Origin of the sequence: Veillonella sp. T11011-6 (genome assembly GCF_002959755.1) — a bacterium.
Taxonomy (GTDB): Bacteria; Bacillota; Negativicutes; order Veillonellales; family Veillonellaceae; genus Veillonella.
In genome coordinates this window covers 101,366-126,609 of the sequence record NZ_PPCW01000001.1, presented here as the reverse complement: position 1 = coordinate 126,609, position 25,244 = coordinate 101,366, and the positions used below count along the sequence as shown (strand labels likewise).

General features: G+C 40.7%; 20 protein-coding genes and 2 pseudogenes. 2 read left to right on the top strand and 20 right to left on the bottom strand.

What is annotated here, in order from left to right:
• Positions 1-63: 63 nt before the first annotated feature.
• The 16 genes from ftsY to VRHSUH10_RS00485 form a co-directional block, all read right to left on the bottom strand.
• Positions 64-999, bottom strand: a complete 936-nt coding sequence (gene ftsY / locus VRHSUH10_RS00560; protein WP_105089037.1) for a signal recognition particle-docking protein FtsY — start codon at positions 997-999, stop codon at positions 64-66.
• On the bottom strand, positions 999-4,553 hold the full coding sequence (gene smc, locus VRHSUH10_RS00555; protein ID WP_105089036.1) for a chromosome segregation protein SMC: 3,555 nt from the start codon (positions 4,551-4,553) through the stop codon (positions 999-1,001). Before smc ends, ftsY begins: the two co-directional genes overlap by 1 nt.
• A gap of 45 nt (positions 4,554-4,598) precedes the next feature.
• Positions 4,599-5,750: an elongator complex protein 3 gene (locus VRHSUH10_RS00550; RefSeq protein WP_105089035.1), complete on the bottom strand. Its 1,152-nt coding sequence runs from the start codon at positions 5,748-5,750 to the stop codon at positions 4,599-4,601.
• 193 nt (positions 5,751-5,943) lie between these two features.
• On the bottom strand, positions 5,944-6,681 hold the full coding sequence (gene rnc / locus VRHSUH10_RS00545) for a ribonuclease III (protein WP_105089034.1): 738 nt from the start codon (positions 6,679-6,681) through the stop codon (positions 5,944-5,946).
• Positions 6,681-7,925, bottom strand: coding sequence for a beta-ketoacyl-ACP synthase II (gene fabF, locus VRHSUH10_RS00540; protein ID WP_105089033.1), 1,245 nt, complete (start codon positions 7,923-7,925; stop codon positions 6,681-6,683). Before fabF ends, rnc begins: the two co-directional genes overlap by 1 nt.
• Before the next feature lie 36 nt (positions 7,926-7,961).
• Positions 7,962-8,918, bottom strand: a complete 957-nt coding sequence (locus VRHSUH10_RS00535; protein ID WP_005386972.1) for a nitronate monooxygenase family protein — start codon at positions 8,916-8,918, stop codon at positions 7,962-7,964.
• 77 nt (positions 8,919-8,995) lie between these two features.
• Positions 8,996-9,226 (bottom strand): acyl carrier protein, encoded by a 231-nt coding sequence (locus VRHSUH10_RS00530; protein ID WP_004693441.1) that lies wholly within the window; start codon positions 9,224-9,226, stop codon positions 8,996-8,998.
• A 51-nt stretch (positions 9,227-9,277) separates the two neighbouring features.
• Positions 9,278-10,021, bottom strand: a complete 744-nt coding sequence (gene fabG, locus VRHSUH10_RS00525; RefSeq protein WP_105089032.1) for a 3-oxoacyl-[acyl-carrier-protein] reductase — start codon at positions 10,019-10,021, stop codon at positions 9,278-9,280.
• A 1-nt stretch (position 10,022) separates the two neighbouring features.
• Positions 10,023-10,964: an ACP S-malonyltransferase gene (gene fabD, locus VRHSUH10_RS00520; protein WP_105089031.1), complete on the bottom strand. Its 942-nt coding sequence runs from the start codon at positions 10,962-10,964 to the stop codon at positions 10,023-10,025.
• Positions 10,965-10,974: 10 nt separating this feature from the next.
• Positions 10,975-11,919 carry an enoyl-[acyl-carrier-protein] reductase FabK gene (gene fabK, locus VRHSUH10_RS00515; RefSeq protein WP_105089030.1) on the bottom strand — a complete coding sequence of 315 codons (945 nt, stop codon included), beginning with the start codon at positions 11,917-11,919 and terminating at the stop codon, positions 10,975-10,977.
• 15 nt (positions 11,920-11,934) lie between these two features.
• Positions 11,935-12,930, bottom strand: a complete 996-nt coding sequence (locus tag VRHSUH10_RS00510) for a beta-ketoacyl-ACP synthase III (protein ID WP_105089029.1) — start codon at positions 12,928-12,930, stop codon at positions 11,935-11,937.
• The gene (gene plsX, locus VRHSUH10_RS00505) at positions 12,914-13,942 is read right to left on the bottom strand and encodes a phosphate acyltransferase PlsX (protein WP_105089028.1); all 1,029 of its coding nucleotides are present in this window, start codon (positions 13,940-13,942) and stop codon (positions 12,914-12,916) included. The genes VRHSUH10_RS00510 and plsX overlap by 17 nt, the downstream gene beginning before the upstream one ends.
• Positions 13,943-13,945: 3 nt before the next feature.
• Complete coding sequence (fapR, locus tag VRHSUH10_RS00500) at positions 13,946-14,506, bottom strand: transcription factor FapR (protein ID WP_005386980.1); 561 nt, start codon at positions 14,504-14,506, stop codon at positions 13,946-13,948.
• A 319-nt stretch (positions 14,507-14,825) separates the two neighbouring features.
• Complete coding sequence (rpmF, locus tag VRHSUH10_RS00495; RefSeq protein ID WP_004693428.1) at positions 14,826-15,002, bottom strand: 50S ribosomal protein L32; 177 nt, start codon at positions 15,000-15,002, stop codon at positions 14,826-14,828.
• A 25-nt stretch (positions 15,003-15,027) separates the two neighbouring features.
• Positions 15,028-15,540: a DUF177 domain-containing protein gene (locus tag VRHSUH10_RS00490; protein ID WP_105089027.1), complete on the bottom strand. Its 513-nt coding sequence runs from the start codon at positions 15,538-15,540 to the stop codon at positions 15,028-15,030.
• 101 nt (positions 15,541-15,641) lie between these two features.
• On the bottom strand, positions 15,642-15,776 hold the full coding sequence (locus VRHSUH10_RS00485; RefSeq protein WP_004693422.1) for a rubredoxin: 135 nt from the start codon (positions 15,774-15,776) through the stop codon (positions 15,642-15,644).
• Between the two features lie 532 nt (positions 15,777-16,308).
• On the opposite strand from VRHSUH10_RS00485, the gene VRHSUH10_RS00480 reads away from it, so the two are divergent.
• Together VRHSUH10_RS00480 and VRHSUH10_RS00475 are read left to right on the top strand one after the other, a co-directional pair.
• Positions 16,309-17,262: a nitronate monooxygenase gene (locus VRHSUH10_RS00480; RefSeq protein WP_060924756.1), complete on the top strand. Its 954-nt coding sequence runs from the start codon at positions 16,309-16,311 to the stop codon at positions 17,260-17,262.
• 17 nt (positions 17,263-17,279) lie between these two features.
• Entirely contained in the window at positions 17,280-17,828 is a 549-nt protein-coding gene (locus VRHSUH10_RS00475) for a gamma carbonic anhydrase family protein (protein ID WP_105089026.1), read from the top strand.
• Between the two features lie 153 nt (positions 17,829-17,981).
• On the opposite strand, the pseudogene VRHSUH10_RS00470 reads toward VRHSUH10_RS00475, so the two are convergent.
• The 4 genes and pseudogenes from VRHSUH10_RS00470 to VRHSUH10_RS00455 all read right to left on the bottom strand — a co-directional run bounded on the left by VRHSUH10_RS00470 (position 17,982) and on the right by VRHSUH10_RS00455 (position 25,242).
• A pseudogene (locus VRHSUH10_RS00470) lies at positions 17,982-18,629 on the bottom strand (hypothetical protein).
• Positions 18,630-18,716: 87 nt separating this feature from the next.
• Positions 18,717-23,372 (bottom strand): ESPR-type extended signal peptide-containing protein, encoded by a 4,656-nt coding sequence (locus VRHSUH10_RS00465; RefSeq protein WP_105089025.1) that lies wholly within the window; start codon positions 23,370-23,372, stop codon positions 18,717-18,719.
• 334 nt (positions 23,373-23,706) lie between these two features.
• Positions 23,707-23,880: pseudogene (locus VRHSUH10_RS00460) on the bottom strand (transposase); the annotation flags it as partial.
• Positions 23,881-24,003: 123 nt separating this feature from the next.
• Positions 24,004-25,242, bottom strand: coding sequence for a chloride channel protein (locus VRHSUH10_RS00455; RefSeq protein WP_105089024.1), 1,239 nt, complete (start codon positions 25,240-25,242; stop codon positions 24,004-24,006).
• Between the last annotated feature and the right edge of the window lie 2 nt (positions 25,243-25,244).

Sequence of the window (25,244 nt, the reverse complement as noted above, 5' to 3'; positions counted from 1 at the left end):
ACATTACATTCATTTTTCTTATTTTCAGATTCTACATATTCAAGTAAGAATTCCCGGTTATATTTATTTGTCACCTTGAATCATTCCTTTATTAAATAGTGCATTAGCAAATTCTTTCGCATTAAATGGACGCAAGTCATCCATGCCTTCGCCAACGCCAATCCAGCGAACTGGTACGCCTAGTTCCTCTTTAATTGAGATAACTACGCCACCCTTTGCTGTACCATCTAGCTTAGTCACAACAATACCATTTACTGGTACGGCTTGACCAAATAGCTTAGCTTGACTTACTGCATTTTGACCTGTAGTACCGTCTAAAACAAGCAATGTTTGATGCGGAGCCCCTTCTACATGGTTATTCGCTACGCGGCCCATCTTCTTAAGTTCTTCCATAAGGTTAACTTTAGTGTGTAGACGACCTGCTGTATCGACAATAACGAGGTCTGCATTACGAGCTTTAGCCGCTTCCATTGCATCGTATACAACAGCTGCAGGATCAGCGCCCTCTTTATGTTTAACAATAGGCACTCCTACGCGATCGGCCCAAATAGATAATTGGTCAGCTGCAGCGGCACGGAATGTATCGCCTGCAGCAATAATAACCTTTTTACCTTCTTTAGTGTAGTAATTAGCCAATTTAGCGATAGTCGTAGTTTTACCAACACCGTTTACCCCCACAACAAGGATAACCTCTGGATGGTGAAGTGTAATTTCATCTTCTTGGTCAACGAGCATTTCTGTAATGCGGTCTTCCATGAATGGCATTACATCACCAGTATTGTTGATAATACCTTCTGTTACACCACGACGAATTTCTTTCATCAAATATTCTGTCGTTTTAGGACCAAGGTCACTAGTAAGCATAACTGCTTCTAGATCATCTAAGAAATCATCATCAATTTGTGCATAACCGATAACGATACTTTCTACGTTTTTTACAAAAGACTTACGAGTTTTCTCTAAGCCGTCTTTAATTTTATCAAAGAATCCGAATGCCATTATGCAAGATCCTCCTTCACATCTTCAAATGCTACTGTTAATAATCGCGACACACCTCGTTCAACCATGGTTACCCCTTGTAATACTTCGGCAGCTTCCATCGTTTTTTTACGGTGTGATACTACGATAAATTGTGTTTCTTTATTTACTCGATTTAAGTAAGAACTAAATCTTTCTACATTGGCTTCATCAAGGGCTGCGTCAACTTCGTCAAGCACACAGAATGGAGCTGGACGATAGTCGAGGAACGAGAATAATAAAGCAATAACTGTTAAGGCCCGTTCACCACCGGACAATAAGGTCAATTGTTGACGTTTCTTCCCTGGTGGCTGAATATAGAAGTCGACACCACCAGTTAAAATATTATCTGGATCAGTCAATACGATTTGGGCCGTACCACCGCCAAACAGTTGGCTAAATACCTCTTGGAATCTGCGTCCTACCACATCTAATACATCGTATAGCTGTGTACTCATAGCCTTATCCATTTCAGCAATAACCGCTTGCAATTGCTCCTTCGCCGTATCTAAATCCGCCAATTGTGTAGTTAAGAAATCATAGCGTTCTTTGGTTTCTTCATATTCCTCAACGGCGTTTGGATTGACTGGACCAAGCTCAGCAATTTCAGCCATCAAACGTGCTTGTTCATCCTTCCAATCACTAACGGATCCTTCAATGCGAAGGGCTTGTGCATCTTCCAATGTGAAGCCCAACTCTTGTAACTCCTCTACAAAGCGTTCGCAATCCATGCGATGACGGGTAATTTTACCTTCCATATCAATGAGTCGCCCTTGCACCACTTTATAGCGTTGGTTCAAACGGTCTTGCTCACTGAGGATAGCTTCTAATTCCTCACGACCTGTAGATGTCTTATCATAAGCTTCGTCACGAAGAGTACGTAAACGTTCAACCTCTGCTGTAGCCGCAGCTAACTCCTGTTCTGCTAATGCTTTAGCCTTCGGTAATTCCTCTTCACAGCGCTGTGTAGTGCTGATTAGCAAATTACGCAACGGCGTTAGACGATCTACAATGCTAGCAATAGATTGATTGCGTTGTTCCCGTTGAGTTTCACGTTCCTTAATGGTTTGTCGTAATGTATCACAAGTAAGGCGAGCTTCAGTGAAAGCTTCATACGCCTCTTGCTGTATCTTTTGCAATACAGTTAAACGCTCCATCAAGGCCCCTTGATTGCCCTCTACACCATGATTTTCTTGTAAGGAAGCCAATGCTGTTTCTTGGTCTTTTAAGTTAGCTGTTGTAGTGGCTAAATCAATATCAATTTGAACTAAACGTTGCTCTTCTTCAGAAAGAACACGTTTCTTACGGTCCATTTGATTTTGTATATTTTGTACCTTTGTTTCACTAGCCACATAGAGTAAATTAGTATGTTGGTAGTTTTCATCAAGGGTAGCTCGTTCTTTTTCAGCCTCTTCAACCCGTTTTTCTAAAGTTTCTAAGCTAGCTGTTAAAGAGCGGATTTGTTCTTCAATTTGTACAAGCTCTTGTTCAAGACTAGCAGCCTCTTCCTTACGGCTCAATACGGAGGCACGCTTACGCTTTGTAGCACCACCCGTTAAAGAACCACCGGGTTGGAATTGTTCCCCTGTAAGGGTAACGATGCGCAATTGTTGGTTATATTTCTTCTGTAATCCAATAGCATCATCCATAGAGGATACTACTAACGTACGACCTAATAGATATTGGAAAATATGAGCGTATGTATTATCAAAGGAAATACAATCAACAGCCGTGCCTATGACACAACTTTCATGTAAAGCAGGCGTATCATAGGGTTTCCCTTTTACAGAATCCATCGGTAAGAAGGTTACGCGACCACCTTGGATAGATTTCAAATACTTAACACCTTCTGCAGCAGCACGAGCTGTAGTGGTCACAACATGGTTAACACTACCGCCTAATGCCGTTTCAATAGCTGTCGTATATTTGTCCTCAACTGTAAAGAGATCACCAACGGCGCCCGTAATCTGTTCGCGCCAAGCGCCCTTACCATTAAGAATATTCTTAGTTCCTTCTAAGTAACCTTCATGCTGTTCTTCCCATTGCGCTAAGAGCTCTAAACGACCTTTTGCACGTTGTTCTTGAGTACGAAGTTTTTGTAACTCTTTGCGTTCCTCACGAGCTTGTATAACTGCTTCTTTGCCACCATCAACGAGAGCTTGGCGTTGTGCAGAAATAGCATTAAATTTTTGACCTAATTCTTCATAGTCAGCACGTGCTGCTTGTAGTTCACTATCTACTTGCGCTATTTCAGCCTTTAAAACTTCACATTGCTTTGCAGATTCAACCTTACGAGCTTCTAAGCTACGAATACTAGCCTTTGCTGTTTCAATAGCACTCACAATTTCTAATTGATGTTGCTCAAATGCTTCTCGATTGGATTGTAAGGATTGGAACTTAGCTTGTTCTGCACCGACATCTTCAACAGCTTTTTTATAATTAGCTTCTAGCTCTTCTAGCTTAGATTTTTTCTCTACCAGTTGAGCACTTTCATCTTGAATCAATTGATTTAAAATGCGTAATTGCTGCTCTTCACCCTTTTGAGTAGCCTCGAGCTCGCTAATGCGCATAGATGTTTCATCTAGCTCACGTTGAGCAGTCTTTAACTGTTCTTCTAACAGACGTAAATGACCTGCTAAACGCTCTTCATCACGTTGCTTTTCCGTATACTGAGCTTCCCACAATTTAAGCTGTTCTTGCTCTTTAGTGGAGGATGATTGCAATGTATGACGACGAGCCTCTAATTTGGACAATTCCGTTTGAAGCTCAATTTCTTCATCCTTAAAGGCAATATTATCGTTTTCAAAACGCGTTAAGAGCCGATCTGATGTCTTGTAATTATGAAAGCCTAATGCCCCATCATAGTCGCGCTTTGTACGACTTAAGGTCATATATTTCTTAGTCTTTTCAGCCTTTTCAGATAAGGGTCCAAGCTGTTCTTCAATTGTAGCCATAACATCGCGTACGCGTTCCATGTTACGGTCTGTGCTAGCAATACGACGCAATGCATCTTCTTTATTAATTTTAAAACGAGAAATACCTGCTACATCTTCAAAGATCAATCTCCGTTCTTCAGGCTTAGAATTCAAGATGGCATCAATTCGGTTCTGACCGATAATGGCCATCGAGTCTTTACCAAGACCTGTGTCAGCTAGTAAAAGATGAATGTCCTTTAAGCGACAAGAGCGTTTATTGATAAGGAACTCACTTTCACCAGTACGATAAATACGGCGTGTAATAGCAACCTCAGCCATATCTACATCTAATTGATGGTCACTATTGTCAAATACAAGTGTAACCTCAGCTGAACTCATTGGTTTACGTTTTTCCGTACCAGAGAAAATAATGTCCTCTGCTTTTTGACCACGTAAGTTACGGACATTGGATTCCCCTAAAACCCATCTCATAGCATCCGTAATATTACTTTTACCACTTCCGTTAGGCCCAATAACGGCAGTCATTCCTGGTGAGAATTTTACAACCGTCTTATCTGCAAACGATTTAAAGCCTTTTAATTCTAACCGAAGTAATTGCATGACTGCCTCCTTTCTACTAACAACCCCGAATAATCATATCTTTTATTATAACACATATTGTAGGCCATCAATACAGCAACGAACAGTATTTCTCGTACTATCTTCACACCAATCTATGCTAAATTGAGGATATTTTTCTTGGAAGTATAAAATATTTCGATTTTTAAGGCCTCGCACCTTAGATGTAAGGTTTCTAGGATACGAAATGACTATCCTATTTTGCATTAATCTATCTATATTATTTACATGAGTTCTACATTCAACCTTATAACTATAGTGATTACTTAATGTTGAAAAATTATAAGTATATTGGTCTCCGAAAGAGCTCTCAGAAAAGCTCTCAGAAAAGTGTTCATCAAAACATCTCTCAATACGCTGTTTATACTGTTCATTTATTACAAGCTCACCCATGGCTGGCTCATAAGGGCCAGCTACCAAACTATTACCCGAGTCGAGCTCTTCACTACTTTGTAATCCAGTGCGTATAACCTCAATGTTATGTTGTTCAAACCATTCTTTTAAGAATGCACAATATGTAATAGCTTGCTCAGTACTTAACGGCTTATATTCACCAGATCTATATTGATCTGCTAGTTCCGTATTTTCTATAACAAGAACAGGATAGATTCGTACAAAATCTGGTTCTAGTTTAACTACTGCAATAGCGGTTTCTAGAATTGTTTCCCAAGTTTCACCTTTTAATCCTGGTAAAAGCTGAACACCTACAGTCATTCCACGTTGCTTTAATCGCGCAACAGCATCTACTACCTCTTGAGCTGTGTGACCGCGTTTAGCATCGACTAAAATACCATCATTCATAGATTGTACGCCAAGCTCTACTGTTTTTACGCCATAGGATAGTAACAATGAGATAGCCTCATCCCCAACAGCATCAGGCCGTGTAGAGCAGCGTATACCATCAATTATGCCGCTCTTAAGCATCTCAGAAGCTGGAGCTAGTAATTGATGTTGTAACTCTGTATGGATAGCTGTAAATGATCCACCATAAAAGGCGACCTCCCAATACTTGTCGTTCCGTTTACTACCTACATAATCTGCAATCGTATCTTTAATATAATCCGGTGTTAGGTGACTAATACCAGATTGGCCTGTAATACGAGACTGGTTACAAAATGTACATACATATGGACACCCTACATGAGGAATAAAAAATGGTATCATACCAAATGGTTTCATAGTCACCCTCCCTTCTTATAAATTTAAATTAGTTAAAAATCTTATATATTAATACATTAAATCCACGTATTTAATTATTGTGATATGTAATTAATATATTAAGATATAAGATTTTATATATGAAAATTGTTAAATAAATATATTTATTATTCTATATACCATTATACAGAAAAAAGCGCCATTAGGCGCTTTTCTATTTGGCCATTAACTGTTCTAGGGTTAATTGAGCCGCATGTTGTTCTGCAATTTTTTTACTTTTACCAGAGCCGGCCTCATAAGTAACACCATCGATTTCTACAACCATATGGAAGGTTTTTGCATGGTCAGGGCCACTTTCGCTGAGTAAGCGATAGACAATATGTTTATCACCATCCCGTTGTACATATTCTTGTAACAAAGTTTTATAATCTTTGCCACGCTTACCTTCTAAGGCTTGCTTGATATACGTAATAAGATGCTTTAAAACGAAGTTCATCGCCGTTTGATAATCTGTAGAAATATAGATAGCGCCGATGAGAGACTCAAAGGTATCCGCTAAAATAGAATTACGATCATTACCACCAGAAGCTCGTTCGCCATGACCGAGCAATAAATATTGCCCTAGCTGCAAAGAACGACTTACAGATGCTAAAGAATCCTCACACACTGTAGCGGCCTTAATTTTCGTCAAATTACCTTCGGCCATGTCTGGATAGGTCTTAAATAGGTATTCCCCAATAATAAGATCTAAAACGGCATCGCCTAAAAACTCTAATCGCTGATTGTGATTAATATGCTTTGATTTATGTTCATTCGCATAAGATGTATGTGTAAAAGCACAATCTAAAATGGATATATCTGACACAGGTATGTCTAAACGAGCAACAAGCCCATGAAGAGATTCTTCACGAGCTTGTGTCATCTTACTCTTATGCGCTTCAACAGCTACCATTAGTCTTCATAACGGCGTACGCAAAGTGTACCGTTATGACCACCAAAACCGAAAGAGTTGGAAAGAGCACATTTAACTTGAAGGTCACGTGCGCCTTCACGAACATAGTCTAGATCCAAACCTTCATCAGGATTGTCACAGTTGATTGTAGGATGAACTTTACCAGTTTCGATAGCCATCGCCATAACGATAGTTTCGATAGCACCAGCAGCACCTAACAAGTGACCTGTCATGGATTTTGTAGAGTTAACAGCGATGTTTTTAGCATGATCGCCGAACAATTCTTTAATAGCCAATGTTTCATTTTTGTCATTAAGGCCAGTAGATGTACCATGAGCATTGATGTAGTTAACGTCTTTAGGATCGATACCTGCATCTTTAATTGCCAATTCCATACATTTACGAGCTTGTACACCACCTGGAGCTGGTGCAGTAATATGGTAAGCATCGCCATTAGTACCATAACCTACAACTTCAGCGTAGATATGAGCACCACGAGCTTTTGCGTGTTCTAATTCTTCAAGAACAACGATACCAGAACCTTCACCCATTACGAAACCATCGCGATCGCGGTCAAATGGACGAGATGCTTTTGTTGGTTCGTCATTGCGTGTAGACATAGCTTTCATAGCTGCGAAACCAGCTACAGCTGCTGGAGATACAGCTGCTTCAGTACCACCAGCGAACATGATATCAGCATCACCACGTTGGATGATACGGAACGCATCGCCAATAGCATTTGTACCAGAAGTACAAGCTGTTACGTCTGTAATAACAGGACCTTTAAGGCCAAGACGGATGGATACACGTGCAGATGTCATATTTGCAATCATCATAGGAACTGCAAATGGGCTTACACGGCCAGGACCTTTTTCGAATAATGTTTCATATACTTCATGGATAGAGTCGATACCACCAATACCAGTACCAACTACAGTACCACAACGATCTAAATCTTCTTTATCTAAATCAAGATCAGCATCTTCACAAGCAAGAACAGCAGCACCGATAGCCAATTCAACAGAACGGTCCATACGACGAGCTTCTTTTTTATCGACACCATAGTTTGTAACATCAAAATCTTTTACTTCACCAGCAATGCGTGTTGCATACTCAGATGCATCAAAGCGTGTAATTGGCCCAATACCAGATTGACCTGCCAATAACGCATTGTAGAAGTTCTCTTTACCGATACCTACAGGAGTCACTGCCCCTAAGCCAGTAATTACTACACGTTTTTCCAATTATTCCACCTCTTATAGCTATACAGCCCTTTTAAATTAATCAATCTCTGCTACTTGCTGTTTGAGTTGAGCAAAGATATCTTTAACTGGCATAATCTTGTCGACTTTTCTCATATTATTGCCAGAGAACACCAAACCTGTTTCCACATCACCTTGTTGTGCACGAGATAGAGCACGGATGATACAGAATTTATGGGAACAATGTTTCAAACAGTTATCACACACCGTTGGAGGTGCTACAGTACCGTCTAATACAGATTCAGCAAATTTATTTTTTATTGCTTGTCCAGGCAAACCTACAGGACTTTGAATTAATACAATATCCTCAGGATTAGTAGCCCGTACATACATTTTTTTCAATTCGTCAGATGCATTACATTCATCAGAAGCCGCAAAACGACTACCCATTTGAACGCCACTAGCACCTAATTTCAACATTTCTACGATGTCACGACCATCAAGAACACCACCAGCACCAATTACTGGAATGTTTTTAACAGCAGCTACAACTTCTGGAACGATTTCTCGAGCGGAACGATCCGTACCCAAGTGACCACCAGCCTCGCAACCTTCTACGATGACTGCTGCTGCACCTAGACCTTCAGAAATGCGAGCTAATTTTGCGGACGAAACAATTGGTACAATTGGAGTACCAGACTCTTTGCCCATTGCGAACATATCTCTTGAAAAACCAGCACCTGCTACTACAAGATCAATGCCCTCTTCGATGGCAGTTTTTACTAAGCCAGCAAATTGTGTGGCTGCTACCATCGCATTTATACCAATAATACCCGTAGGTGATAATTTTCTAGCTAATTGTATTTCGTATCGTAATTCATCAAATGGCAAACCGGATGCTGCAATAAGGCCGATACCACCTTCATTTGCAACGGCTGCTGCCAAGCGAGCTGTAGACAATCTAATCGCCATACCACCTTGAATGATAGGTACTTTGGCCACTAGATTCCCAATGCGAAGTTCAGGGAGCTTCACTATCAAATCCTCCTGTAAATAAAACCGGTTGGGAGGCCACTCGGCCTCCCGTGCGGCTGAATTGTCAGCTTTACAGCTTATTTAGCAGAATCAATATATTCTACTGTATCCTTAACGGTTTTGATTTTTTCTGCAACATCGTCAGGGATTTCAACATTGAATTCTTCTTCGAATGCCATGATCAATTCAACGATATCTAAGGAGTCAGCGCCTAAGTCGTCGATGAATGTAGAATCAATGGTAACTTCAGCTTCATCAACGCCTAATTGTTCCACAACGATTGCTTTTACTTTATCGAAAGTGTTCATTGGTGGTTCACCTCCTTTCAAAGTGTATTTATATATAGTCTAATTTTGAAACTACATCACCATACCGCCATCTACATTGATGACTTGGCCTGTAATATAGTTAGCAAAATCGCTAGCAAGGAATGTTGCTACTGTTGCTACTTCTTCAGCATCAGCCATACGGCCCAATGGAATTTCAGCAACCATAGCTTCTTTAACTTTTTCTGGCAATACGTCAGTCATATCAGTATTGATAAATCCTGGTGCAATAGCATTAACAGTAATGCCACGGCTCGCTAATTCTTTAGCGCAGGATTTAGTGAATCCAATTACGCCAGCTTTAGAAGCTGCGTAGTTAGTTTGACCGGCATTACCCATAACGCCTACAACAGATGTCATGTTAATAATATGACCAGAACGTTGTTTCATCATGATTTTAGATACTGCTTTAGTTACTAAATATACACCTTTAAGGTTGATATCTATAACAGCATCAAAATCTTCGTCTTTCATACGCATCAACAAACCGTCACGCGTAATACCCGCATTATTTACGAGAATATCAATGTGACCAAACTCTTTGTGAGCTTCTTCCACCATAGCTGCAACTTCATCAGCATTAGCTACATTGGCTTTAATTTTAATGGCTTTACGGCCTAAAGCTTGTACAGCTTCAACAGTTTCTTGAGCTGCACCTTCGCTACCGCTATAGTTAACTACCACATCAGCACCAGATTTTGCCAAATTGATAGCTACAGCGCGACCAATGCCACGGGATGCGCCAGTTACAATGGCTACTTTACCCTCTAAATGCATTTTATCGAACCCCTTTCAAAAATTCAAGCGTTTTCTCTAAGGATGCAATGTCTTCAACATTGGCTAATTCCATATCTTTATTGATCTTTTTAGTAAAGCCAGTAAGTACTTTACCAGGACCTACTTCAACGAATCGAGTTACACCAAAGTTAACCATTTCAGCTACGCAGTCTTCCCACAATACAGGGTTAGCAGCTTGTGTAACTAAGGACTCTTTAATTTCGTTTGCATTAGTCAAAATTTTACCTGTAACATTTGCTACTACAGGAATTTGAGCATCGCTCACTTGGATTTTATCCAACTCTTCTTTTAAACGAAGAGCCGCAGGTTCCATCAAACGGCTGTGGAATGGAGCACTTACAGGAAGCATAACAGCACGTTTTGCACCAGCTTCTTTCATCTTTTCTGCTGCAGTTTCTACCGCTGCTGTTTCACCAGCAATAACGATTTGACCTGGGCAGTTGAAGTTAACTGCTTGTACAGAACCAACAGAATCGTTAACCTCTTTACAAATTTCTACAACTTGTTCACGAGGTAAAGCTAGAATTGCGGCCATAGCACCTTTGCCCAATGGCACAGCTTCTTGCATATATTCACCGCGTTTATGAACAACATACACAGCATCTTTAAAGTTCAATACACCTGCTGCTACAAGAGCGCTGTATTCACCAAGACTATGACCACCTACGATATCAGGTGTAAAGCCTTGCTCTTTAAGGACTTCATAGCAAGCTACAGATGCAGTTAAAATAGCTGGTTGTGTATTAGCTGTTTTAACAAGTTCAGTATCAGGACCTTCAAAGCACAATTTGGTAATAGAGTAACCAAGTGCTTCATCAGCTTCTTCAAAACGTTGTTTCACAATAGGATATGCATTGTACAAATCTTGTAACATGCCTACTTTTTGGGAACCTTGACCGGGAAAAACAAATGCCGTTTTCATAAGGGCCTCCTTATTTACCAAGACCTTGAAGGTTTTTAATTACAGTTTCAGTTTCAGTCATAATATCTTTGATAATAGTTGCACATGGTTTAACATCTGTTAACATACCAGAGATTTGGCCGATCATTACGGAACCTTCTTTTACATCACCATCAATAGCAGCTTTGCGAAGTGTACCTGCACCTAAGTTTTCTAACTCTTCTTTAGAGCCACCGCTAAATTCAAGGGATTTATATTTATGTGCCAATGCATTATCAATGATACGTACAGGGTGACCTGTTGTTAAACCAGTCATAACTGTAGCGCGATCTTTTGCTTTCAATACTGCATTTTTGTAGTTTTCATGAGCAATACATTCTTCAGATAATACGAAGCGCGTACCCATTTGTACTGCTTGAGCGCCCAATGCAAAGGCTGCAGCCATACCACGACCATCAGCAATACCACCAGCTGCAATAACTGGAACATCTACAGCATCTACTACTTGTGGAATCAATGCCATAGTAGTAATATCACCTACGTGACCACCAGATTCTGTACCTTCTGCGATAATTGCATCAATACCACCACGTAACAAGCGTTTTGCAAGTAATACGGAAGCAACTACAGGGATTACTTTAGTACCGATTTCTTTTAAAGCTGGAATGTACACGCCAGGATTACCAGCACCTGTTGTAATTACAGGAACGCGTTCTTCCACAACTACTTCCATAACTTCTTTAACAAATGGAGACATGAGCATGATATTACAACCAAATGGTTTATTTGTACGCTCTTTTAATTTGTGAATTTCATTACGGAAAATATCAGGAGGCATATGACCAGCCCCAATGATACCAAGGCCACCCGCTTCGGAAACAGCTGCCGCTAATTCTGCAGTACCGAGCCAAGCCATACCACCTTGTAAGATTGGGTACTCAATCTGCAATAAATCACAAATGTCAGTCTTAATCATCTTGATGTGTCCTCCTTAATACCATTTCAAGACAAGGCTAGCCCATGTAAGGCCTGCACCAAATCCTGCAAACGCAACATTATCGCCACGTTTGAAACGCCCTTCACGATTAGCTTCGTCCAAAGCTATCGCTACAGACGCGGCAGATGTATTACCATACTTATGTAAATTAACAAATACTTTTTCCATCGGCATATGTAAGCGTTTTGCAGCCGAATCAATAATACGAATATTTGCTTGATGGGGAATAAAGAAATCCAACTCATTAAGTTCCATCCCAGCTCGTTCTAAAGATTTTAAAACAGTACGTCCCATCGTTTTAACAGCAAATTTATATACTTCAGGGCCATCCATATGAATAAATGTTAAACCTTCTTCAACGCGTTGGTCATTGGCAACTACAGCTGTACCACCTGCAGGAATGCAAAGAGATGGACCACCAGTACCATCGGCCCCCATATCAACACCTTTAATGCCATAGCCTTCAGGGACCTCAGATACTACTGCGGCACCAGCGCCATCACCAAAGAGGATACATGTACCACGATCATTCCAATTTACTCGACGGGAGAGAATTTCAGCACCCACAACGAGTACCTTTTTGTATAAACCGGAGCTAATATAGCTAGCTGCAGTAATCAATCCATATACAAAGCCAGAGCATGCGGCTTGTAAATCATAGGCCGCTGCATTCTTAGCTCCTAAATTCGCTTGTAATACACAAGCGGCTGAAGGAATAATCATATCCGGTGTTAAGGTAGCAAAGATAATCATATCTATATCTTCGGCACTAACCTTAGCCATTTGCATGGCTTTTTTTGCTGCCTCAGTCGCCATATAGGATGTATTCATACCTTCCGGTGCAATGCGTCGTTCTTCGATACCAGTACGTTCTCTAATCCATTGGTCATTAGTATCAACCATTTTTTCTAGATCAAAGTTTGTTACTACATTGTCAGGAAGGAAGCTCCCAGTACCAATGATTCCTACCGGTTTACTCATCATAGTCATACTTCAAGGCTCCTTCAATATCCATTGTTTCTCTTATGTGTTGAATAATTTTACGCTCTACTAAATCACTAGCAATTTCAATAGCAGTTTTAATCTCTTTAGCTTTGGAGCTACCATGGGCAATCATAAACACCCCGTTAACCCCTAAGAGTGGAGCACCACCATTTTCCGTGTGATCTAAGCGTTTTGCCATCTTTTTTAAAGCTGGCTTTACAAGCATAGCACCAATTTTAGCAAAAATACTACCTGCCATAATGCTATCCTTTACTAATTGTGTAAGACCTGTTACCAAGCCTTCTGCAAATTTAAGTACCACATTACCGACAAAACCATCGCAAACAACAACATCTACGACCCCTTTTGGAATATCACGGCCTTCAATATTACCTTTGAAATTAATAGTTTTCATACGTTCCAAAATTGGATATGTGGCTAGAACGACATCGTTCCCCTTAGTGGCTTCTTCGCCAATATTTAATAACCCTACTGTAGGTTCTTCTTTACCTAATAAAAGTTTTGCATATTCAGAACCCATCAATGCACCTTGTACAAGATGTTTTGGTTTACAATTTGAGTTAGCACCAGAATCTAACATAACAGTAATACCACTAACTGTTGGCATCGGAGTTGCAATAACTGGACGATCAACCCCTTTAATACGACCGAGACCAAACAATGCAGCTGCTACAGCAGCACCTGTGCTACCAGGAGCAATCACGGCATCGCAGACATTATCACGAACTAAAGATGTTGCTACCACAACAGATGCGTCCTTTTTCTTACGCAATGCTTGTCCTGGATGCTCATCCATACCGATAACTTGACTGGCATGATGTACAGAAATGCGTGGATTCTTAGCTTCATTATTAGCTTCTAATATATTAAAAATTTGCTGCTCATCGCCGACGAGCACCACTTCAATGTGTTCATTTGCTCGTACGGCTTCAATGGATCCTAGTACAGTCTCCAATGGAGCAAAGTCGCCACCCATGGCGTCTATTGCAATTTTCATAATCTACACCCTATTCTCTACGGATTCCATAATAAATTTTGCGCGAAATACTTCTTTTATTTTATCTCTTATAATGACCCAAATAAAGAACTTATTACCACGGCGACGCACAATTTCTGCTTTTGCCACCAGATTAGTACCAGCTCCAACTGGGTTTTTATATTTTATATTTCCAACCTCCGCAGAACAAACAGTAGTCCCCATGACTACCTTTGCGAGGGAATTCGCTTGAGCATATAAATACTGTGGCTCTACATATCCAAATCGATCTTCCATGTCTGCAGTAGTACGCAACATTGATAATGCTTGTTGCCCTTCCGTGACATCAATCAGTTCACCAACCACTTCGTACGGTACATGTTCTACCGTTTCTTGTGATTGACCTGTAGCCATGACGCGTATGCGTTCACGCAATTCAGGAATCCCCAACTCTAGTCGATCAAGACGAATAGTTGGCACACTTACATTAAAGTGTGTTGCCAATTCTTCATCAGTAAGAAATGGCGTAATATTCAGTTTTTCTTGTAACTGCTTTTGGCGCTCTTGCTTCTTCAACCGACTCATGGGACCACCTTTTATGACCTAGTATTAATATTACATCCTAAGTATATACAATAATTCCCCTATTGGCAAGGCTTTTCATACATATAGTAACAGATTTTCCTCATATATACTAAATATAGATATTATTTTATATTTAAGTATCGTTTTGTTTATAAAAGTATAAAAAATGCCACTATTCTACAGCTTTATATTACTATAAAATAGTGGCACTGACTAATGCATATGAAGTATATTAAGTTATATATATTACTAAAAGTATACAAAAGCATACAAAAAAGACGCCTACTACTACAGTAGGCGTCTTTTTTCCGCTCACATATTAAGCATTAGCTACTACTTGCTCACCTTTATAGTGACCACATGTAGGGCAAACACGATGAGGCATCTTAGGTTCGTGGCATTGTGGGCATGCTACATAACCAGGAGCTTCTAATTTCCAATTAGCACGACGGCGATCGCGACGGCATTTAGACAATCTACGCTTAGGTACTGCCATTATCTGCACCTCCTTAGTACAATCATTAGGACAATCTATCATCTTTCTCATCAAGCAAAGCACGTAACTCTGCAAATCGAGGATCCACCACAAAGGATTCACAAGAACAAGGTGAAACATTTAAATTTGCTCCGCAATGAACGCACAATCCTTTGCAATCATCCTGACATAACACTTGAGAGGGCTCATTGATGATTAATGTATCCCTAATTAGTTCGGTTAAGTCAATTTCCTCTCCATCGAAAGGAATCACATCTTCAGCAGCGTCTCTAGAATCACTAAAGATTTCCTCAAAGGAATCCTTACGATCATGCTCTGTTGCAATTAAACAACGAGAACACTCGTAATCACCTTTAGACTCTATCGAACCTTGAACGATGTAATTTTGACCATCAAACCAAAACTCACCATTAATGGTTATATCATGACGGCTCCAAGGAAAAGCAGTTACGTCACCAAGCTCAGAGGTTGGTATCGTATAGCTATAAGGAAATTTCTTTCCTATATGTTCTTTTGCTTGCTCTACTTGCAGTTTCATAATCTTACCTCGACTCATAATATTATAAACATGACATAGTGCTTTGTCAAATAAAAAAGACTATCTTAAGCGGACTCAAGATAGTCTTTTTGGTAAGTCAATTACATTTTTTCGAATTGGTCTTTACCAACACCGCAAATTGGGCAAACATAATCAGCTGGTTGATCTTCGAATTTTACGCCTTCAACAGCTTCGTCATAAACCCAACCACATACTACGCATACGTATTTTTCCATGAGTATTTCCTCCTTCACTTGAAAATTATTGTTTAATGTTTATCTTTTATAATTCAGATACTCTATCTGTAATGTAGTATATCAAAGATATCGAAACTTTTCAATACTCATTTTCTTAATTTCTCATTTTTCCTAATATTTAAAAAGCATATATAGTATGCGGATTTGTGTTACACATCAATTTGAAATGTATTATCATTTAGATGAATTTAGACCTAAATATAAACTAACACGCTCCTCCATCACTACACTATTTCAATACTAAAAACAGTTATTATTATACCAATTATTATTGGTGTATTAACTAAATCAACTCCCCAAGGTGTACATAATTTATATATTATACTATTATATATAAGAGAATATAGTTATATTATATTCTAAAACAAATAAACTAATAGCTTATTATATAAGTATGTACTTATGAACACTTACTTCTCTATGAAATAAACACATAACAAGAATTTTGCTATGTTACTATGAGCTATCGATTAGAGAAATTGTCATTTATATTGTTATCATAGGAGGATTTATGAGAACAGCTTTAACGGAACTTTTACAAATTGAATACCCTATTATCCAAGGTGCTATGGCTTGGGTATCTGAACACAAATTAGTTGCTGCCGTTGCTAATGCTGGTGCAACAGGTGTTATCGCCCTTGGTGGCCGCGATGCTGAATGGACTCGTAATGAAATTCGTGCATGTAAAGAATTAACAGATAAACCTTTCGGTGTTAACCTTATGTTAATGGCTCCTAATAAAGATGAGTTAGTAAATGTGATTATCGAAGAAAAACCTGCATTTGTAACTCTCGGTGCTGGTAACCCTGTACCATATATCAAACCGCTCCAAGAGGCTGGTATCAAGGTTATCCCTGTAGTACCTTCCCTTAAATTGGCTAAACGTATTGAAGAAGCTGGTGCTGATGCTATGATTGTAGAAGGTATGGAAGCTGGTGGTCATATTGGTAGCCAAACAACAATGTCTTTAATGGAAAATATTTTGCCAGAAATCAGTATTCCAGTTGTTGTAGCAGGCTCTATCGTTGATGGTCGTGGTCTTGCCGCAGCTTTATTAATGGGTGCACAAGGTGTACAAATGGGTTCTCGCTTCTTATTAGCAGAAGAATGCCAAGCACATCAAAATATGAAAGAAGCAATTATCAAAGCAACAGATACCGATTCTGTTGTAACTGGTCTTCTCTCTGGTCACGGTGGTGTCCGTAGCTTAAAAAACGAATTCACGACTCGTTACCTAGCTGCAGAAACTGATGGTGTTACTACACCTGAAGAGCGTACAAAAATGTCTCAAGGTACTAATAAACGCGCCGCTATTGATGGCGATGTAGTAAACGGAGCCGTACAAGTTGGTCAAGCCTTGAATCGTCTTGTAGCTATCGAACCAGCTCATACAATTGTTCAAACAGTAATGAACGAAGCTATTATGTCTATTCGTAAGGCTCAACGCCTTCTTGAAATTGTTTAATCAATTAGGAGTGTCATATGTTACCATTTCATGGAAAATATCCAAAATTAGATCCTAAAAGTTGCGTCATGCCCGGTGCTGAACTTGCTGGTGATGTAGAGCTTAAAGAATATGCATCTATTTGGCAAAATTGTGCCATTCGTGGTGACGTAAACAAGATTGTAGTAGGTCGTTACTCGAATGTACAAGATAACTCTGTGTTACATGTAGATGACGATAAAGCATGCATCCTCGGCGATTATGTAACAATCGGCCACGGTGCAATCGTTCATGCCAGTACAATCGAAGATAATGTTTTAGTTGGCATGGGTGCCATTGTACTCAGTGGTTGTCATGTCGGATCTGGATCTATTATTGCAGCTGGTGCAGTAGTAAAAGAAAATACTGTAATCCCTCCTAACTCATTAGTGGTCGGTATTCCAGCTCGTGTTGTTCGCACAGATGAAACTCAAATTGAACGCATTCACAATCAAGCTTTAAAATATAAACACTTGTGGACTATTGAGTACGGTATGCTTCCTGATGCAGGTGGCGAGGAATACGATAAAAACGCCAAAATCGTATAATCACATATACAATAAAATTTGCACAAATAATCAGAACCACCCGTAAAACGGGTGGTTTTATGATTCGCGACTACGTCGCGAACCAGTCTAAAGACAATAACAAAAGCCGAGGCAATCACTGCCTCGGCTTTCATAATTTATGTGGTCTAAATTTTATTGAATTGTTGGTGCATAAATCGCTTGTCGAAGATCCACCCTACGATGTTCTTCCATCATCTTAGGAATATCTTCTTATTCGGCTGGTTTCACGCGATTGTTGCCGTCTTTCATAGCTTCTTTCAAGCTAAAGATAACCATTTCATTCATGTAGAAACGTAATTCATCATCATGTACATTGGCCGTATTGCGCTCCAAGATATCTATGATTTGTTGTGCATAGTCCATCTTTTCATCGTCAGACACAGTCACATGATTCATAAAGAAGTCTTTATAATCATTGTACAAACGATCTAACGCCATGCGTGCATAGCTGTCTTTCTTATAACGATGACTCACAATGTACCAGCTACGACGAACGTTCATATAATACAATGCATTATTACGGTACCGTTCTTGGCCCTTCATAATACGAGAGTCGTCCATGATATATTTATCTTTTTGATCCAATTGGAATTGTGTGAAAGCATTCACTACTTCACGAACTTCTTCGCTAGGTACAGGAATAGCCACTTCTGCTTCAATCACGTTTAATGGTTCAGCTGGTTGTTCTGGCATCATCAAAGTATCCCGAGCCGCATCCGCCTGACCAACTGCACATACACAAGCAAGCGCCAATACAGGCATAATTTTTTTGAATTTCATACATCCTCCTTATGATGAGCCGCCCTCCGAAGGGCGGCTTTCACAATCCTTACATGAGCCATGAAGAACTCGAATATTCAGATTCGATTATTTTGTAAGACCTGCTTGTTGCATCAACAATGCAATTTGAGCCTTCATTTGTTCATTATCTTCCTTCACAGAGGATAATTCATCAATACGTTTTTGCATACGTGCATTATCATCCTTAACAGAAGACAACTCATGGAGGCTTTCTTGCATGCGTGCATTTTCAGCTTTCAACGCTGTTACTTCATCTTGCAACACATAAATAGAGCTGATAGGACCGCCCTTATAACGTTCAGGAACAGCTTTCTTCGCATCGGAAGTGCCGAATTTACGAGTTACACCGGCATTCACCATGTTATGGTGGCTACCTACGGACATCCCTACATGGAACATGGTATCTTCCGCCGTGTAATGTGCAATGCCTAGAGCCGCCGCCGTTTCACCACGATAGTTGCCGATGCCGGCCATCACCTGAGTCGGTTCCAACGGATCATACTGAATAGGTTTCAATGCTGAAAGTGCCGCCGCATGAGCGCCCACACGTTGCGTTTCGCCCGCTACCGCATTAATGGCATTTGACAAGCCGCCAGTAGCATTTTTCAATTGATTTACATTAACCGCATCGGTACCGTTTACGCCAGGACCGACATTACTGATCGTATTGCCGCCGTTATCGAGACCGTCTTTTGTGAGGCTCACCTGATTGCCGCCGGCCGGAGTGATTGTCACGCCGCCACTGTTCATAACGGTTGTATTACCGTCAGCGTCCTTAGTCGTTACGGTTTCTAGACCTTTCAAGTCCTTCGCCATACGAACCTTAAGGTTATTGTTGCCGTCGGATACGACACCCAAATTATCTTCTGAGGTCAACTTATTGGCATCGGTAATGCCGCCGACTACATTCACCTGTTCGTTAAGCTGTTTCTTGATAACCGTACCGGTATCACCACCGTACTTCATACCGTCATCTTTGGTTGCCACCTGATGTGTCTTACCGTTTTCATCCCGGTATTTAATACGAGTGATTTCGTTTCCGTTAAGGTCAGGATCGCCTTTATCAACGGTAATATCCGCATTGCGGCCGTCCTTACCGCTTAAACCGATGTGACCGACACCGTCTTTACCGGACATGGATACAGCATCTTTACCGTCTTTGCCAGCAATGCCTACCTTGCCGTCCGTACCGTCAGCACCGTTAGGTCCTGTAATGGATACGCCGTCTTTGCCGTTTTTACCGACTTTCACCTTATCGGTAGTTAAGCTGTCAGTCTTTAGATCCTTCGCCATCTTGATCGTAACATTACCATTTTCAGCTACGGTCTTAATATTCTCACCGGAATATTTATCATCATTTTCTGTACCTTCACCTTTAATGGTAACCTTTTGACCTAAATCACGATGGAATTCGCCTGTATTACCGGCAAAATCCATACCTTTCTTCGTGATTTCATCGCCCAAGTTGGTAATTTTATTATCCAAGGTCTTGTGAGATTTCTGCAACTGGTCTTCTGTAGCAGCACGACCGCTTGAGATATTATCAGGGTCCCAATCTTTGTTTTCCAGACCTGTCACATAGCCGTCCTTACCGTCAACAGCAACTTTCCCTGCCGCAATCTTGCCGTCTTTGCCGTCGATCGTTACCTTGTCGCCGGCCTTAATGGTACCGTTTTCGCCGTCAATCGTTACATTGCCCGCTTTAATAGTACCTTTATTACCATCGATTTCAACCTTATCGCCGGCTTTGATTGTACCGGCATTGCCGTCTATAGCCACTTGTTTTGTCAGATCTGTGCCCATTGTCACCTGATCCTTAAGGCCCACTTCATAGTTTTTCGACCCATCCGCATTGGTGCTAGGTGTAACGATAATATTTTTACCGGCTGTCACCGTTGTACTCGCAGCCGTTATCGCCTTATCCAATTGGGATTTATTAACCGCATCTTTAGGATCCGTACCATCGGCTACATTCGTAATCTTATTACCTCCGTTATCGAGGCCATCCTTTGTGAGGCTCACCTTATTACCGCCGGCAGGATTGATTGTCATACCGTCACCGTTAATAACAGTGTTATTACCACCGTTTGTGAAAGTTGTAGACGTTAACCCCTGTAATTCTTTCGCCAATTTTACATTTAATGTACCGTTACCGTCGGATACAACACCGATATTATTGTCGGATAATTTAGCTGCATCAGCACCGCCTTTGATAGTTACGGTATCACCTAATTTTCTGTTGCTTACGGCACCGGTATCACCGGCAAAATTCAAGCCTTTTTCAAGAGTTTTATTGATATCGGAGATATCCTGTTTATTCTTATTGATATTCTGCGTATTATTGACGATATCTCCGGCATTTTTAGTGATGTTCTGTTTGTTACTCGCAATATCCTGTTTATTTTTGTCGATGTCGGATCTATTCGTATTAACTTTGTCGTTAACCTTCTTCAACTGATCTTCCGTAGCACCACGACCGGATACAGCCACTGGATTATCCACATTCCAATCCGTATTCGTGAGACCTGTTACATGACCTGTATCACCATCTACAGTTACAGGGTGGGCAGTACCAACATTGATTTTATTGCCTAAACCGACAGTAAATTCCTTACCGCCATTCGCATTCGTACCTTCCGTTACGGTTATATTCGCATCCTTTGCTTTCACAGTGGATGCCTTCGCAGTACCGTTGATAGCTTTTTGTAACTGACCATAGTTAACTGCATCATTAGAATTACTACCATCCGCCACGTTGGTAATCTTCTGATTGTTCGCATCAATACCGTTCGGCGTTACATAAGTCTTACCGCCTACAGTCAAGCCGTTATTGTTGATAGTCGTACTGCCGGCAGTAACGCTTTCTAGACCGGTTAACGTTTTCGCCAATTTTACATTTAATGTATCTATTCCGTTGGATACAACGCCGATATTATTATCGGATAGTTTTGTCGGATCAGTCACGCCACCAACAACATTTGTCTGTTCACCAAATTTACGAGTAAATTGATTAGCTGTAGCCGATGCAGCTTTCACATCACCGGCATATACCACGCCCTTATCCATCTCCGAAGTAACTGCATGCAATTGACTGCCGTTGATAGCATCCGTAGAAATAGCGGAAATACGACCTGCCGCTACATTAGTAACTGTCCGTTCCATGCCTGCCTTGCCAACACTTACGGTAGATGACGGATTAATACCAGCAAAGTTATGTACAGCTCCGTTAATGGTTGCGGAAGGTGTCGCTACAGCTGCTGCCGTTTCAGAACCGGTCCCCAGAGCTACAGCGCTTTCATTATCTACCTTTGTATTATTACCGAGAGCCACAGCATTTTTCGCCGTCACGGAAGCATTGTTCCCGAGAACCATAGCCCCATCAGCGGAAACATTGGAGTTACTGCCCACTACATAAGAATTATCGGCCGTAATACTGTTCTTATAGCCGAATGCACCGGACATATTACCTTTAACAGTACCGTCTGTAACAGTTGTAATTGTATCCTGATCGGCACCTGCACCACTACCATTTGCTTCCGTCGTGGTCATAACAGTAGCGGAACCGATGGTATTTCCTGCACCGATAGCATACGCCTGATTACCGTAAATCGTATTCTTGGAACCAACAGCAGCAGACTCTTTCCCGGATTTAGAACCGTCTTTCATATCTAAACCGACCTGGTTCGTATCACCGATAGAGGATGAACGATCACCGTAAGCACCAACCTGCGTACCAAGAGCAAGAGAATTTGTTCCCCAACTACGTGTCATGATACCGATACCGGTGCTGGCTACACCTTTAGTCAAAGAGTTGATACCGATTGCTGTAGAGCCTGTACCATAGGCTTCGCTCAATGTACCGATAGCCGTAGTTGCATCACCGATAGCCGCCGTATTTGCATATTTACCTTTTACATTAATAGATGCCGAACCAAGAGTGCCGGCGAATTTATCTTCAATTTCCTTGTTAAAGCTCTTTTTAATACCGTTTCCTGCAGCCAATTGAGGCACAGCTGTTTCCAATTCAGTACGAGCCATATCGATATCATCACCGCCGATGGCAACAGATGAATTACCAATAGCTCTTGTATCTGCACCGAGAGCAAGAGACTGTGTACCATAAGTTTTTGCAGTGCTGCCGATAGCTACACCTTGCGCATATTTAGGGTTAACAGTACCGCCATCATTCTTAATTTTTACATTTGTTTCCGCAGATGCACCGATAGCCACATCACCACGAGCACCGTAGGAAGCAGCATCCGCCCCCATAACTACAGCGCCGGATCCAGGATTACCATGGTGCGTAGAAACAATACTCTTTGCGGAACGACCGATAACGATATCCCCGTTTTCCAAAGCTTGTGCCCCTTGACCTATAGCCACTGTACTTGTCGGGATATTCGTGCCTACAGTACTTTCACCGGCTGCTTTTGCACCGTTACCGATGGCTACACTATAATCACCAAGTGCATTAGCTATATCACCAATAGCGATACCACCATTATTTGAGGCCTGCGCTCCGATACCATTTTTAATCGGTGCCCCCAAAGCATCAGTCGGCATCATAACGCCCGTCAACATAACGGCAAGCGCAGTAGCACCTACCATTTTAGAAAATACAACCGACAAAGAAGACCGTTTCGTCATGTTCTTTGCCGTTTCCGCTACGACTACGTAACACCCCTTTGTACGATTCCAAATTACTTTAAACACTCGATTCATCAATCTTACCCCTTTAAATCAAACTAACTATATCCACTTACATAAAAATTACAGTAACCAATCGATAATCACTTAGACTATATCGATTTTCTTAAAATCATATAACTAAAATACCACATTTTACTGTAAAAGTAAATTTTTTTCATTTTATTTTCACATAATTATGCGTTAAAATTATCAATTTTTCGATATATCAGAACCACCCGTAAAACGGGTGGTTTGCTCACGGGCTATAAGCCCGTAGTACTAGGCCAGCGTCTAAAGGCGCTGGCTTTCACTACGTTCAAGCCGCATAGCCATTGACTCGTAACCTTCCCCTCAAAGGGGATATGTATTACTTGCTACCCTTAAAAGGGTCCTCATACTCTTTTACACTTAACTTATCCTTCATTTGGTCATGTAACTCTTGCTCACGTATATATTTTCTTACTGTTGCCTCATTTAGACCTACTGTACTAACATAATATCCCTCGGACCAAAAGTGTCTATTTCTAAATTTATACTTTAAGGTTACCGCACCCGCATAGCGGGTGGTTTTATGATTCGCGACTATGTCGCGAACCAGTCTAAAGACAATAACAAAATGGATGCCCCCTGTAAAATACAGGGAAGCATCCATGTGTTTAGATTACTATTTATCACTCTTTAGTTTTGACTGAATAATCTGCTCTACCATAAGCGCTGTACCCATAGTTAACGCTATAGGGAACAACATTTCTACAGAAAATCTTGAAAGCTCAAGCATAAATACACAAGATGTCATTGGCATCTTTTGAGCAAGGCCAAGGAATGCTACGGCACCGATGAATGCTGCCATACCTAATGATATAGGGGCAACAGCAATAGACCAAATGGTACCAAATACTATAGCTAGCGTACTTCCCAACATCATAGATGGAGTAATACGGCCACCATACGCACCTGCTGCTAATGCGAGTAATACAGCTACCCACTTAGAACCAAATAAACCTAATGCATAAGTCCATGTAATTTCATTGGTAAAGGTTAATTCATTGCCAGCCTTACCATTCCCAAGAATTTCAGGGAAATACATAGCTAATACACCGATAAGTGTAAATGCTACGATAGAAATGGGAATCATAACAGGACTGCTACGATGAATAGCCGGTAACTTACTTTGTGTAATATTAAATAAAACTACACCTAAGGCAACAATAGCACCCAAGGCAATGGAGAATTCAACATAATGACTACCCAAGCTAGGTTGAGCCATTGTATATTGAATAACATCCCCTACACCTGCCTGTCTCGTTACAAAGGTTGCTAATCCACAGCATATAAGAGCAGCACTCATAGCGCGTATATTCCATGTAAGAAGCAATGTTTCCAACGTAAAAATCGCTGCCGATAACGGTGAATTATAAACCGCTGCCAAGCCAGCACCTGCTGCACAAGCAATCAATAGTTGGCGATCTTCTTGTTTAATATCAAAATGTTTAACTAAAAAAGTTGTAATCCCTGCACTGGCTTCACGTGGTGCGACTTCTCGTCCTAATGGTGAACCAATACCTACGGTAATAATTTGTAAAGTTGCATGTAAAACAGTAGTAATAGGATTCATATCCATCTTACCAGATACAGCCGTTTTAATATCTACAACACCTTTACCATATCGATGAATAAGTACCCAACCGACACCGCCTATAAGACCGCAAATAATCAGTGGTATCAATCGCTCTACGGGAGATACACGAGCTACAGCAGTACCAAAACTCATATGATCAGCAGAAGAATAATGATATACAAAGTGCTGAATCCCATGTAATAAATGTGTATAAGAAGCCCCTACTAATCCCGCTATAAATCCAACGATAATTATGAGGCCTATTAAACGTTTATCAAATGCCATAC